Source organism: Stenotrophomonas sp. 115C5, from assembly GCF_056861055.1.
In genome coordinates this window covers 149,260-160,846 of sequence record NZ_JBSPUQ010000002.1, presented here as the reverse complement: position 1 = coordinate 160,846, position 11,587 = coordinate 149,260, and the positions used below count along the sequence as shown (strand labels likewise).

12 protein-coding genes are annotated in these 11,587 nt (G+C 66.6%); 4 read left to right on the top strand and 8 right to left on the bottom strand.

The features are described from left to right. Nucleotides 1–146 precede the first annotated feature (146 nt). The 4 genes from AC13FN_RS04160 to AC13FN_RS04145 form a co-directional block, all read right to left on the bottom strand. Nucleotides 147–611 carry a hypothetical protein gene (locus tag AC13FN_RS04160; protein WP_054172775.1) on the bottom strand — a complete coding sequence of 155 codons (465 nt, stop codon included), beginning with the start codon at nucleotides 609–611 and terminating at the stop codon, nucleotides 147–149. Nucleotides 612–823: 212 nt separating this feature from the next. Further along, nucleotides 824–1,339, bottom strand: coding sequence for a cytochrome c oxidase assembly factor Coa1 family protein (locus AC13FN_RS04155; RefSeq protein ID WP_029379809.1), 516 nt, complete (start codon nucleotides 1,337–1,339; stop codon nucleotides 824–826). A gap of 25 nt (nucleotides 1,340–1,364) precedes the next feature. After that, nucleotides 1,365–3,590, bottom strand: a complete 2,226-nt coding sequence (locus AC13FN_RS04150; protein WP_049435818.1) for a S9 family peptidase — start codon at nucleotides 3,588–3,590, stop codon at nucleotides 1,365–1,367. Nucleotides 3,591–3,744: 154 nt separating this feature from the next. Then, nucleotides 3,745–4,434 (bottom strand): glutathione binding-like protein, encoded by a 690-nt coding sequence (locus AC13FN_RS04145; RefSeq protein ID WP_054172779.1) that lies wholly within the window; start codon nucleotides 4,432–4,434, stop codon nucleotides 3,745–3,747. 112 nt (nucleotides 4,435–4,546) lie between these two features. Here AC13FN_RS04145 and AC13FN_RS04140 point away from each other — a divergent pair, with 112 nt between their 5' ends. Together AC13FN_RS04140 and AC13FN_RS04135 are read left to right on the top strand one after the other, a co-directional pair. Beyond that, a complete protein-coding gene (locus AC13FN_RS04140; RefSeq protein WP_071228550.1) occupies nucleotides 4,547–5,155 on the top strand; it encodes a TIGR00645 family protein in 609 nt (202 codons plus the stop codon). Nucleotides 5,156–5,356: 201 nt separating this feature from the next. After that, nucleotides 5,357–6,358 (top strand): energy transducer TonB, encoded by a 1,002-nt coding sequence (locus AC13FN_RS04135; protein ID WP_197646118.1) that lies wholly within the window; start codon nucleotides 5,357–5,359, stop codon nucleotides 6,356–6,358. 84 nt (nucleotides 6,359–6,442) lie between these two features. Here AC13FN_RS04135 and AC13FN_RS04130 read toward each other — a convergent pair whose 3' ends face one another. Beyond that, nucleotides 6,443–6,697, bottom strand: a complete 255-nt coding sequence (locus AC13FN_RS04130; RefSeq protein WP_197646120.1) for a hypothetical protein — start codon at nucleotides 6,695–6,697, stop codon at nucleotides 6,443–6,445. Between the two features lie 77 nt (nucleotides 6,698–6,774). Here AC13FN_RS04130 and AC13FN_RS04125 point away from each other — a divergent pair, with 77 nt between their 5' ends. Then, nucleotides 6,775–7,560: a helix-turn-helix domain-containing protein gene (locus AC13FN_RS04125; RefSeq protein WP_482984561.1), complete on the top strand. Its 786-nt coding sequence runs from the start codon at nucleotides 6,775–6,777 to the stop codon at nucleotides 7,558–7,560. 67 nt (nucleotides 7,561–7,627) lie between these two features. Beyond that, the gene (locus AC13FN_RS04120) at nucleotides 7,628–8,056 is read left to right on the top strand and encodes a DUF7832 domain-containing protein (RefSeq protein ID WP_197646124.1); all 429 of its coding nucleotides are present in this window, start codon (nucleotides 7,628–7,630) and stop codon (nucleotides 8,054–8,056) included. 72 nt (nucleotides 8,057–8,128) lie between these two features. On the opposite strand, the gene AC13FN_RS04115 is transcribed toward AC13FN_RS04120, so the two are convergent. The 3 genes from AC13FN_RS04115 to AC13FN_RS04105 are packed head-to-tail and all read right to left on the bottom strand — an operon-like array spanning nucleotide 8,129 to nucleotide 11,579. Beyond that, entirely contained in the window at nucleotides 8,129–9,313 is a 1,185-nt protein-coding gene (locus AC13FN_RS04115) for an ABC transporter permease (RefSeq protein ID WP_482984560.1), read from the bottom strand. Continuing rightward, entirely contained in the window at nucleotides 9,310–10,056 is a 747-nt protein-coding gene (locus AC13FN_RS04110) for an ABC transporter ATP-binding protein (RefSeq protein ID WP_012512433.1), read from the bottom strand. Before AC13FN_RS04110 ends, AC13FN_RS04115 begins: the two co-directional genes overlap by 4 nt. Further along, nucleotides 10,053–11,579: an alpha/beta hydrolase gene (locus AC13FN_RS04105; protein ID WP_482984559.1), complete on the bottom strand. Its 1,527-nt coding sequence runs from the start codon at nucleotides 11,577–11,579 to the stop codon at nucleotides 10,053–10,055. The genes AC13FN_RS04110 and AC13FN_RS04105 overlap by 4 nt, the downstream gene beginning before the upstream one ends. Nucleotides 11,580–11,587 lie beyond the last annotated feature (8 nt).

Genomic DNA, 11,587 nt, shown 5'->3' with positions numbered 1-11,587 from the left:
GTCTGGCCGCCGGTCCCTCACATCATTGCGCTCATTGAACACAGCGCGGCGCGTATCGCGCTTCACCAGCTGATCATCGTTGAGGGTATAGCGCCAGACGCCGTGCCTGAACCCCGCGCGTGCGCCCGAGGCACTCAATCTGATGCTTATGCGCTGCGGCTGGCTGAGCTTGGGTTTGCATCCGGGGACGTGCTTTTCGCCGTTCCCGTCCATTGCACGCTGGACATCGTGACAACTTCGCGATGGACGCCCTGCGCACCATCAGGGCGGTACATGACCTCTTCCGCGGTTTCGAACAAAGGGACGGAAGGATCGCGGACAAGGTGGAGAACAACGTCATACAGGTTGACGGTAATCTCGTCTGCGGCCGACGCAAGCTCATTCACTCGAACCAGACGCACCCATTCCACGGTGTCGCCACTCGCACGCAGGCGCTGCTCTGCCTGTACCACCGATGTATCGGCAAGCGCCTCCACGAATGGCTCAGCGGCCATGGTCTGCGAGAGCCATACCGGCGTGTAGAGCTGCAACGCCGCCAGCATCCTGATCGCTTCTATTCGAATTGCATGGACCTCCGGGACAGGACCGACGTCGGCTGCCTGGGGCAGCACGATACGTTTCGATCAATCTCTAGAGGAATGCGGGCAAGGTCGCAATGGTCAACCGCGACAGCCCCAGCCAAGCATGTGTGGCAGGGCATTCTCACGGCTCAGCACCCCGATGTAGGAGGTCCCGCTTACGACACGGCGACCAAGCCAAAGCCCCGCGCTGCGCGCGACAGTCGACTGACGGTCGGCGCTACTCCCGCCGCTTCAAGCGGAGGTCACAACGCCGCGGTCAGCGGGCATTCGCCGCGATCACGGCAGGCCTGCAACTCGCACTCTCCCGCAGCCTCGTCGTCATCCAGCGCGGTCAGATCGAAGGTCTGCTTGTCTTCGGCCAGTACATACATCACCGGGTAATCCCAGACTTCATCGCGACGGCTGCCCTGCACGAACAACCGGCCGTGCGCATGCGGTCCTTCCAGGGCCACGGTCAGGCCGACATCGCGCTGGCCGTTGATCGCGGTCTGCATGCTGCCCAGCGGCATCGATTCGATATGCAGCGGCTCGCCGAAGGCTTCCACCAGTTCGATGCTGCAGCCCGCGCGACGCAGCGCTTCGCGCATCGGCGGGCTCTCGCGTGCCGCCTCGCTCCAGCGCAGCACGCTCCAGGTCACCACGCCACCTGCGCCGCCCAGCACCAGCACCACCGTCAGCGGCATCGCCCAGCGCCAATGACGGCACCACCAACCGGCGGACGTCTGTCGATGGGCGGGAATCGGTGGTGGCAGGGTCATCGGCGGGCTCCTTCCCGGCTGCGGATCAGGGCTTCAGGCAACGTCCCAGGAAGGCTTCGGCCACGCGGTAGCGATGCAGGGCATCGGCGCCGGACAGGCCATGCTTGGCACCCGGGTAGGTCATCAGCTCGAACGGCTGTGCACGCTTCTGCAACGCGCTCATCAGGCTGGTCGAATTGGTGAACAGCACGTTGTCGTCGGCCATGCCGTGGATCAGCAGCAGCGGCGAGCGCAGGCCGTCGATATGGGTCAGCACGCGCGCTTCGCGGTAACCCGCTTCATTGCGCGCCGGCAGATCCATGTAGCGTTCGGTGTAATGGCTGTCATACAGGCCCCAGTCGGTCACCGGCGCACCGGCCACGCCACAGGCGTACTGGTTCGAGGCCTTGGCCAGCAGCATCAGGGTCATGTAGCCACCGTTGGACCAGCCCTGCACGCCGATGCGCGCCGGGTCCACCCACGGTTGCTGCTTCAGCCAGGTCACGCCGCGCAGCTGGTCGGTCACTTCCACCGTGCCCTGCTTGCCATACAGCGCACCACCGAAGTCGCGGCCACGTCGCGGGGTGCCACGATTGTCCAGCGAGAACACCACGTAGCCCTGCTGGGCCAGATACTGGTTGAACAGGTGGTCGCCACGGCCGGGCCAGCTGTCGGTGACGGTCTGGCTGGCCGGGCCGCCGTAGACGTACACCGCCACCGGGTAGCGCTTGGACGGATCGAAGCCGGCCGGCTTGATCAGGCTGTAGTTCAGCGGGGTCTTGCCATCGGCAGCCGTCAACGTGCCGAACTCGACCGGGCGCTGCGCATCGCGGTAGCGCGCATACGGATGCTTGGGATCGGCCAGGTCGTTCTCCACCAGCGTAGCGATCTTCTCGCCGTTGGCGCGGAACAGTTCAATCTGCGGCGGCGTAGTGCTGTTGGACCAGCTGTCAACGTAGACGCTGGCATTGCGGGCGAACGTGGCGCTGTGCATGCCCGGTGCCTTCGACAGGCGCTGCGGCTCGCCGCCCTGCAGCGACACCGCGTAGATCTGGCTTTCGCGCGAGGTCTCGATGCCGGCACGGAAGTAGGCCTTGCCGGCCTTTTCATCGACCGCCAGCAGTTCGTCCACCGGCCAGTTGCCGTGGGTCAGCGCGGTGGCCTTGCCCTTGCCGTCGATGCGGTACAGGTGCTGGAAGCCGGTGCGCTCGGACGACCACAGCACGCTGCCGTCTTCCAGGAAGCGCAGGCTGTTGTGCAGCGGCACCCAGGTCGGGCTGGTCTCGTGGGCGAGCACGCGCTGACGGTTGGAATCGAGCGCCACTTCCACCAGGTCCAGCTGCCTCTGGTCACGCGACTGGCGCTGGAAGCTCAAGTGCCGCGCATCGCGCCAATCGACGCGGGCCAGATAGATGTCCTGTTCCTTGCCGAGGTCGACCCAACGCGGCTGCGCGTCGGCGGCCGGTGCGATCACGCCCAGCTGCACGCGCACGTTGGCGTCGCCGGCGGCCGGGTAACGCTGTTCGATCACATCGGTGCGGTCGGCGTAGACCTCGTAGCGCTTCTGCACCGGCACCGGTGCCTCGTCGATGCGGGCGAAGGCGATGGCCGAATCATCCGGTGCCCACCAGTAGCCCGTGTGGCGGTCCATTTCTTCATCGGCGACGAACTCGGCCACGCCGTTGCCGATGGTGGTGCTGCCATCACGGGTCAGCTGCAGCTGCTTGCCACTGGCCAGGTCGATCACCCACAGGTTTCGGCCGCGGATGAAGCTGACAAAGCCGCCCTTGGGCGACAGCTTGGCGTCGGTGGCGAAACCTTCACCGTGAGTCAGCTGGCGTACCGCGGCCTGGCCCTGCTGCTTGAGGTCGTACAGATACAGTTCGCCGCCCAACGGGAACAGCAGGCGCTGCGCGTCCGGCGACCACTGGTAATCGACGATGCCGGTCATCGCGGCGATGCGCTGGCGCTCGCGGCGTGCCTTTTCCTCATCGCTGAGGGTCTCGGTGCCGGGCAGCACCACCTTGGAATCGACCAGCAGGCGGGTCTGGCCGCTGCCGATGTCATAGGTCCACAGGTCCAGCTGGTTGCGGTCGCTGTCCTTGCCACGCAGGAAACTGACCTGCGAACCATCGGGCGCCACCTTCGGCTTCATCAGGGTCGGGCCGGACAACGGCAGCGGGCCGGTGATGGCTTCCAGGGTCAGCTTTTCAGCGTGGGCGGCGGTTGTGGTGGCGAGCATGAGGGCGAGCGAAGCGAACAGGTGGCGCATGGAGGATCCCGGCAAACGGCAGGTCCACCCCGGCTCGGAGCACGGGGCGGTCGTTCCCCATCCTAACCAAGCCCGTGCAGGAAGGCAGCATGACCTTTTGCCCATAAGGCGTGCTGACGAGTGCCGACCAACGGTCGGCACCCACCGTACCGGGTCAGCGCTGGCCGAACAGGTGCTTGCGCTCTTCGTCGCTGAGCGGCTTGCCGGCGTTGGGGTTCACCTGCTGGCGCAGGGCATAGGCGCGCTGGGTGGCCGGGCGTGCGGCGATGGCGTCGTGCCAGCGCTTGAGGTTCGGGAACGCGGCGAAATCCACCGGCAGCTTGTCGTAGGCGCCGATCCACGGATAACTGGCCATGTCGGCGATGGTGTACGCGTCGCCGGCCAGGAACGCGTGCTGGGCCAGGCGCTTGTCCATCACCCCGTGCAGGCGGCGCACTTCGTTGTCGTAGCGCTCGATGGCATACGGGATCTTTTCCGGCGCGTACACGTTGAAGTGGCCCATCTGGCCGCTCATCGGGCCCAGGCCGGCCATCTGCCAGAACAGCCATTCCAGGGTGGTCACACGGCCGCGCGGGTCGCTGGGCAGGAACTGGCCGGTCTTTTCGGCCAGGTACAGCAGGATCGCGCCGGACTCGAACACGCTCTGCGGGGCGCCGCCATCGGCCGGGGCCTGGTCGACGATGGCCGGCATCTTGTTGTTGGGCGAGATGGCGAGGAATTCCGGCTTGAACTGGTCGCCCGAGCCGATGTTGACCGGGTGGATGCGGTACTCCAGGCCGGCTTCTTCCAGCAGCAGGGTCACTTTGTGGCCGTTCGGGGTGGGCCAGTAATACAGGTCGATCATGGCGGCGGCTCGGGGTGCGGAAAGGAACCTGAAGTCTAGTGCGTGAGTTGGGTTGGCACCGTCACGGCAGGCCGGTAACCTCGCCTCTCCCCCGCAACGCAGCATCCTCCGCATGAGTGCAAACCGCCCGCCGCTCTCCCCGCTGTCCACGCTGATCTTCGCCTCGCGCTGGCTGCAGCTGCCGCTGTACCTAGGCCTGATCGTGGCGCAGTGCGTCTATGTGTTCCTGTTCGGCAAGGAACTGTGGCACCTGATCTCGCATTCGGCCTCGATGGGTGAACAGCAGATCATGCTGATCGTGCTGGGCCTGATCGACGTGGTGATGATCTCCAACCTGCTGGTGATGGTGATCGTCGGCGGCTACGAGACCTTCGTCTCGCGCCTGCGCCTGGAAGGCCACCCGGACCAGCCGGAATGGCTGAGCCACGTCAACGCCAGCGTGCTGAAGGTGAAGCTGGCGATGGCGATCATCGGCATCTCCTCGATCCACCTGTTGAAGACGTTCATCGCCAGCGGTGCGCTGGGCGGCATCCCGCTTTGCACGCCGGAGCAGATGAGCGTGGCCGCTGCCAACATCGGTGTCGCCCGCTGCTCGATGCTGACCCAGGACGGCGTGCTGTGGCAGACCATCATCCACTGCGTGTTCATCCTCTCGGCGATCGGCATCGCCTGGACCGACAAGCTGATGTCCAACAGCCACAGCAAGTCGCACGACCACTGATGCGGCAACCGGCAGCGGCGCTTCGCCACTGCCCCGTGCCGGCCACCGCCCCTTGTACGCGGCGGTGGCCGGGATGCTAGATTGCACCCTCGCCGTTGCCGGCGGTGGCGTCGGGAAACGTCATCGTTCCGCGCCCGGACCCCAGGTCCCGGCCATGCGTATCAATGATTTACGTCACGTCGTCTTCTAGAGGGGAGCAGGATGTCGCACGTCTCAACGATCACCGCCGCGCGCCGGTGGCTGCCGGTTGCCCTGGCACTGGCACTGGCCGCCTGCTCGGGCAAGGAAGAATCCGCAGTGCCTGCTGCCGCCACGGCGCCTGCCGCTGCTGCACCCGCCGCACCGGTGGTCGCTGCCAAGGTGCAGTCGATGGGTACCGAGCAGCTGCGCGAGTCGGCCAGCCAGGCGCTGCGCGAGAACCGCATGTATGCACCGGCCGGCGACAACGCCATCGAGTACTACCTCGCCCTGCGTGACAAGACGCCGGACGACGCTTCGGTGAAGAGCGCACTGACCGATCTGCTGCCCTACACCCTGATCGCCGCCGAGCAGCACCTGGGCCGCGAGGACTACACCGAGGCGCAGCGCCTGGTGGCACTGATCGAGAAGGTGGATGCCTCCGCCCCCGCCCTGCCGCGCCTGAAGGAAGGCCTGGCCAAGGGCGTGGAAAACGCGGCCAAGCGCACCGAGACCGAAGCCGAGAAGGCAAAGAAGGACGCCGAGGACCGCAGCAAGCAGCAGATCGAACAGCAGCGCCTGGCCGAACAACGCACCAAGGAAGCCGACGCGGCCAAGCAGATCGCGGCGCAGCAGGATGCCGCACGCCGCGACAACGAGCGCCAGGAGGCCGAGCGCCAGGCCGCGGCCCGTCGCGATGCCGAACAGAAGCAGCAGCAGGCCGCCGCCCAGCAGGCCAGCGCCGCGCGCCAGGCAGCCGCCGTCGCAGCTCCCACCCTGCGCCCGGTCAGTACGCCAGCGCCGCGCTATCCGGCCGAAGCCCTGCGTTCGGGAACGTCGGGCGAAGTGCTGGTGGAGATCACCGTCGGCACCGACGGCTCAGTGGTCAGCGCCCGCGTGCTGCGCGCGACGTCCGGACGGACCTTCGACCGCGAAGCCCTGAACGCGGTCAAGCGCTGGCGCTTCGAGCCGGTCAACGCGCCGGTCACCACCCGCCGCACCCTGGTGTTCGCGCCGGGCGGCTGACCGCAAAAAAGGGGACGGAGGGGATTAAGTCGTTTCTGCCGCCTCCATGACGCCAAGGCCCGGTCCGTCCGGGCCTTGTCCGTTTCAGGCCGCGCCATCAATCAGGCGCTGCAGGGCAGGATCGCGCGCGACCAGCACCTGGAACAGGCCCAGCGCATGCAGGCCCGGCAGCAACGCACGCAGGTCGGCTTCGGCAGTGGCGCGGAAGGCGGGATCGCTGGACGGATCCCGCCAGTCACGAACGCTGGCCAGGAAAGCACCCACGCTGCCCTTGCGCACGGTGACGCCGTTCGCCTGCACGTCGTTCTGATGGTCGGGAAGAATGTCCTGTGGCTGCATGGGGAAGCGCTCCGTTGAAGTAGGCTCCAGTGTCGGGACGCGGACGCGACGTTTCTGCCGTATAACTGCCAACTGATATGGCAGATCAGACAACCACCGGATTACTCGACCCCGCGTTGGCCGAAACCGCCGACGGACCGGTGGTGCTGGCGGCCGGGCTGCGCCAACGCGGTATGCGTCGCACAGCCCGCCACCGGCATGCCCGTGGGCAGCTGCTGGGTGCGCATCAGGGGCTGCTGCGGATCGCCGCCGACGACCTGCACTGGCTGCTGCCCGCAGGTCACGTCGCCTGGATACCGCCCTTGCTGCCCCACGCGCTGCTGAGCGCAGACGGGTTCGATGGCTGGAGCCTGTACTTCAACGCCGAGGCCTGCCTGGACCTGCCCGCCACACCGCGCATTTTCCAGCCCAATGCACTGCTGCAGGCGGCGACAACACGTGCGCTGCGATGGCCCCATCAGCCACTGGATGCTGCACAGGCTCGACTGGCCGGTGTGATCGCCGATGAGATTGCCGCCAGCAGGCCCCTGCCGCTTGCCCTGCCACAACCGCGTGACCGGCGACTGCAGAAGATCGCCGCCGCACTGGCGCGCGCACCCGAAGACGGCCGCAGCATCGAGGACTGGGCCGCCAGCAGCGGCCTGTCCGGCCGCAGCCTTGCCCGCCATTGGCTGGCCGAGACCGGTCTGTCGCCAAGCCAGTGGCGGCAACGCCTGCGCGTGCTGCTGGCGCTGCCACACCTGCTGGCGGGCGAGCCGGTGATCAGCGTCGCGCTGTCGATGGGCTACGAGACGCCCAGCGCCTTCATCGCCGTGTTCAAGCGCGAGATGGGCGTGACGCCTGCGCGGTACTCCGGTAGCTGACGCATTCGACGCTCCCGCTGTCTGCCCTCTCGACCTAAGCTATTTGCGGAATTCAGGAGGAGAACAGATGAAGTACGACGACGCCAGTTGGCATTCCGGGGGTGACTTCCCTTCAGATCTTCCGGCTGAGGCCGGTGCCACTCACATCGGTATGTACCTGGCATGGCTGCTGCTACAGGGCATGGCAAGCGAAGAGCTCGCCGAGGACGCAGAAGAAGACCTGCAGGCGCTGCGGGAACGTAGTACGACGCCGGGCCTGTTCCTGCTTCAATGCAGCGACGGCAAATTCGTCGATGACCTGGTCAGCGATGAAGCCAACACGTTCACTGCTGTGTACTACGACCTCGAGAATGGCCAGTATCTCGAAGACTATGAGGAACAGCTGGGGGCCGAGCTCCTTTCGCTGTACCACGTCGCCGATACCTGGGAGAACTTCGATCGACTGGCACCGGCGATCGCCCAGCGCTTCGCCGCTTGGCAGGCAACGCGAACCTGAGAACAACGAGGCCCAGAATGACCGGGCCTCGTTTCATATACGCCGGCCATGGCCCAGCGCTACCCGTGGCGGTCAGCCGGAGATCGCCAGACGCTCATTGTGGTAACGCCGCACCGCGGCGAACCACAGCAGTGCGGCCAGGCCGAGGCTGGCGCCCAGGTAGATGGCCCAGACCGCCGGCGTGATCGTCTCGTGGCGGATCACCTTCAGCAGCATCTGGTTCTGCGACAGGAACGGCACGGCGTACTGCCACAGCTCGCTCTTCAGCGGGTAGGCCACCAGCGCGTAGCCGGGCATCATCGGCAGCAGCATCAGCCAGGTCATGTGGCTCTGCGCCTCCTTCATGCTCTTGGCCGCGGCCGACAGGAAGGTCAACAGCGAGGTGCCGATCATCAGCATCGGCAACATCACCAGCAGCATCTGCAGCATCGAACCGACATTCATGTTGAACTGGCGGCCGATGTTGCCGGGCGCGATATGTGCGCTCACCTTGAACGCGACCAGGGTCAGCAGCAGCGACACGAACCCGACCACGCAGGCGGCGGCGATCTTGCCGCTGACGATCGCGCTGCGCGAACCCGGCGTGGCCAGCAGCGGCTCCAGCGACTGCCGCTCGCGCTCACCAGCGGTGGCGTCCATCACCAGGTAGGCGCCACCGATGAACGAGGTGAGCGTGAGCAGCACCGGCAGCAGCATCGACAGGATCATGCCGCGCTTGGCTTCGGCACTGGCCAGGTCCTGGCGCGCCACGTCCAGCGGCCGCGCGACCTGTGCGTCGATGCCACGCGCCATCAGGCGCAGCGCACCGACCTGGCCATTGTAGGTCGCCAGTGCCGCCTCCAGGCGTGCGCTGGGCACTTCTGCGGCGCGACGGGTACTGTCCTTGATCACCTCCACCAGCGCCGGCTTGCCGTCGGCCCAGTCCTTGCCGAAGTCATCGCTGATGCGCAGTGCCACGTCGATCTGCTGGCTGCGGATGGCCTCGGCCAGGTCCTTCGGTGCCGGTGCGGTGTTCAGTCCCTGCGCGGCAAGGAAACGCACCAGATTAGGGGCGTTGTCCGCACCGATGGTCGGAATCTGCAGCGGTTGTTCAATCTGGGTGCGTACCCGGCTCTCGGCCAGCTTGCCCATGCCCAGCAGCAGCACCGGGTACAGCAGCGGCCCGAACAGCAGGGTCAGCAGCAGCGTGCGGCGATCACGGGAAAGATCGCGCAGTTCCTTGCGCATCACCGTCATCAGGGTCGACATCATGCTCATGCGTGCAGGCCCTCTTCGCTGCCGATCAGTTTCACGAACGCATCTTCCAGGTTGGATTCGCCGGCCTGCGCACGCAGTTCATCGGCGCTGCCGGCAGCCATCACCGTGCCCTTGGCAATGATCACGATGTGATCGCACAGCGCGGCCACCTCCTGCATGATGTGGCTGGACAGGATCACGCAGCGGCCCTCTTCGCGCAGACCCAGCAGGAAGCGGCGCAGTGCGCGCGTGGTCATCACGTCCAGGCCATTGGTCGGCTCATCGAGAATGACGTTGCGTGGGTCGTGCACCAGCGCGCGGGCAATCGCGGTCTTGGTGCGCTGGCCCTGCGAGAAGCCATCGGTCTGGCGGTCGAGGATATCGCCCATGTCGAGTGCATGTGACAGCACCTCGATGCGCTCGCGGATGCGCTCGGCCGAGAGACCATGCAGTTCGCCGAAGTAGGCGATGTTCTCGCGCGCGGTCAGGCGCTTGTAGACACCGCGCGCGTCGGGCAGCACGCCAAGGTGGCGGCGTACTTCCACCGGATTGCGCGCAGCATCGACACCATCGACGCTGATGCTGCCCTGGTCGGGGGTCATCAGCGTGTACAGCATGCGCATGGTGGTGGTCTTGCCGGCACCATTGGGGCCGAGCAGGCCGGTGATGCGGCCATCCTCGGCGCGGAAGCCGACGTTGGAGACCGCCTGGATGCGGCCCGTGCGGGTGTCGAAAGCCTTGTGCAGGTTGTCGGCGACGATCATGGTTCCCATCCGTTGAACGAGGTGAACGCCGGCACGTAGCTCAGCGTGTCCAGGCAGCCGGCATCCAGCGCCTTGGCATCGGTCTTGTCGATGAACTGGCCGAGCAGGCGCGGCATGCAGCCGGCGGTCAGCGTGCCGTGGCCCTGGCCGCGGGCGACCAGCGCGCGGCCATTGGGCAGGCCCTTGAGCACCTGCTCGGCATAGCGCGGCGGCGTCACCGGGTCCAGCTCACCGGACAGCAGCAGCGCCGGTACGTCACTGCGCAGCGGCACGGCATTGCCTGCCGGTGCCGGCCGGTGCGGCCATACCGGGCAGGCGGCGAAGAAGGCACTGGCCACGTCGTTGCCGAACAGGCGCTCGGGATCTTCGGCCGGTGCGTGGTAGCGCGGCGCATCTTCGCTGCAGATCACCGACCACTGCATGCCACGATTGATCTGGAAATCCATGCTGCGGTTCGCACCACGTGCCAGCGACGCCAGCGGTGCATAGCGGCCATGCGCGGCTTCATCGAGAACCAGCGGCAGCAGCGAGGAATACTGCGGCACATAGGAGAAGGCGAACGCCAGGCCGATCACGCTGTCCGGACTCAGTACATCCTGCCGGGTCTGGTTGGTGCCGGGGTCGCGATACTCCACCGAGACCGGCGCACGGCGCAGGGTCTCGACCACGCTGCGCAGCTGCGCGCGGGTGTCGGTCGGGAAGCGCTTGCTGCAGGCGGCATCCTTGCGGCACTGCGCCGATTGCAGGGCGATCGCATCCTCGAACGTCGTGGCGAAATCACCGCCCACCACCAGCTCATTCGGCACTACGCCATCGATGACGATGCTGCGCGTGTGCTGTGGATAGGCACCTGCATAGCGCTGGGCCACGCGCGTACCGTAGGAGCCGCCGACCAGGTTGATACGCTCGACGCCCAGCGCCTGACGCACCGCATCCAGATCAGCAATCGCCTCGGTGGTGGTGTAGAAGCGCGCATCGGCCCGCCCCTGCAGCGAAGCGGCGCAGCGCTCGGCGTAATCGCGCAACGACGCTTCAGTGGGTGCGGCATCCTCGTCCATGGCCAGGTCCTTGCCATCCGCGCCACGGCAGTTGAGGGGATTGGAGCCGCCGGTACCGCGCTGGTCGACGAGGAAGACGTCGCGCTGCTTGCGCACCTGGCGCAGCGCCGTATCGACGATGACCGCCACTTCGCTGGCGGCCTGGCCCGGACCACCGGCCAGGAAGAACACCGGATCTGGCTGGCTGGAGCCGCTGCTGCCCGATTCCAGCCAGGCGATGCGCAGGCCGATGCGTCGGCCATCGGGCCGGGCCCGGTCCTCCGGCACCTGCAGGGTGGCGCACTGCGCCTCCACGTTGGCGCTGGCGCCTTCGGTGGACAGCGTGCAGGGCTGGAAATCGATGCTGCCGAAGCGGCGGCTGGGTGCATCGCTGGCGCCTTCGGCGCCGGGTGACGGTGACTGGCTGCAACCGGCAAGCATCAGGCTGGCCAACGCTGCGGCCAACGCGAGGTGGTGTCTTTGCATCGTGCTCG